The sequence below is a fragment of the Streptomyces sp. NPDC031340 genome, from assembly GCF_055569945.1.
This window is the reverse complement of the sequence record NZ_JBVIIE010000139.1, coordinates 1-1,258: the sequence shown is the minus strand read 5'-3', so window position 1 is coordinate 1,258 and position 1,258 is coordinate 1. Positions and strand designations below refer to the sequence as shown.

The 1,258-nt window shown below is 70.8% G+C and carries 2 protein-coding genes; one reads left to right on the top strand and one right to left on the bottom strand.

The annotated features are described in order from the left end of the window. Positions 1-146 precede the first annotated feature (146 nt). The gene (locus ACZ5GT_RS40795; RefSeq protein WP_469037014.1) at positions 147-890 is read right to left on the bottom strand and encodes a hypothetical protein; all 744 of its coding nucleotides are present in this window, start codon (positions 888-890) and stop codon (positions 147-149) included. A gap of 47 nt (positions 891-937) precedes the next feature. On the opposite strand from ACZ5GT_RS40795, the gene ACZ5GT_RS40790 reads away from it, so the two are divergent. Next, the gene (locus ACZ5GT_RS40790; protein WP_007380901.1) at positions 938-1,126 is read left to right on the top strand and encodes a DUF5703 family protein; all 189 of its coding nucleotides are present in this window, start codon (positions 938-940) and stop codon (positions 1,124-1,126) included. Positions 1,127-1,258 lie beyond the last annotated feature (132 nt).

Below are 1,258 nucleotides of genomic sequence, written 5' to 3'. Positions count from 1 at the left end.
CTACCCCCCACCCACCCCACCAACAAAGTCTACGTATTGGGGTGTTTGGGTCTGAGCTAGGCGTCCCCCCCTCCCCCCCCCCTCTCCCCCCCCCCCCCCCCCCCCCCCCCCCCCCCCCCCCCCCCGCGGCCGACACGGCCGGACCGTCAGCGGTCCGCGTCCAGCGGCTCCAGATCGTCGTCCGCGTCGTCCGCGTCGTCGTCGTCCGCGTCCTCGTCGTCCTCGTCGTCGATGTCTTCGACGTCCTCGATGTCGTCGGCTTCGTCGATGTCCTCGATGTCTTCGACGTCGTCGTCGAACACGGCGCTGACGTCGAAGCGGCAGACCACCCGCTGCGGGTCGACCTGGTCGAAGGGCGCCTCCAGCCACTCGCCGGGCTCGGCGGCGTCGTCCGCGGCCGTCACCCACAGCGTGGAGTCGCCCTCCTCGAGGCCGAACTCCTTGTGCCGGGAGGCGATCTCGTCCGGTTCGAACTCGCCGAACAGGATGCCCAGCGCACCGTGCACCGTCGCGGAGACCTCCGCCCCGTCCGCCTCGTCGTCGGCGGCCTCGATCCGCTGCGCCTGCGCCAGCAGCCGCTGCGGCTCCACCACGGCGTAGTCGCGGCGGATCAGCACGCTCAGCGCGTTCGGTTCCTCGGGACCCGTGTACGGCGGCAGCGTGTCCTCCGCACCGGGGATCTCGAAGGGCGTGACCTCGTCGTACCGGTCGTAGAGCAGCTCGTCGTACGCCTCGGCGGCCGCCGCCAGCTGGTTGAACGCCTCGTAGACGGCCGGGTCGTCCTCCCCCGACCGGCGTTCGACCGCGGCCAGGTGGCGGTCGAGCGCGGTCTTGACCGCCTCGGCCGCGGCGCGTACCTCTGCAGCGGTGGGCTGCGCAGCATCAGACATAGTGCAGACGCTATCCGTACGAGCCCCCAGCCCGCACAATAGATGCGATGCCGGAATACGAATTTGTCGACGTGTACGTGCCGCGCGGGGTCTCCCGCAAGGACGCCACACGTCTGCTGACGGACCATGCCGAGTACGGTCACTGGGAGTTGGACCGTCTGAGCCTGATGCGCGACGGCAGCCGCAGGGTGCGGCTGCGTCGGCGGATCATCCGCCAGGTGCGCGCCACCTGGTGAGTCCCGGCGACGACGGAACGGAGCGGGGCCCGCCGAGGCGGGGGCCGCTCCGCTCCTTTTGTTTCTGCGGTTGCGCCCCAGAGCGGGGCTTTTGGTTGAGTACCGTTTCTGTCCCCAGCGCGCCCCCTCCCA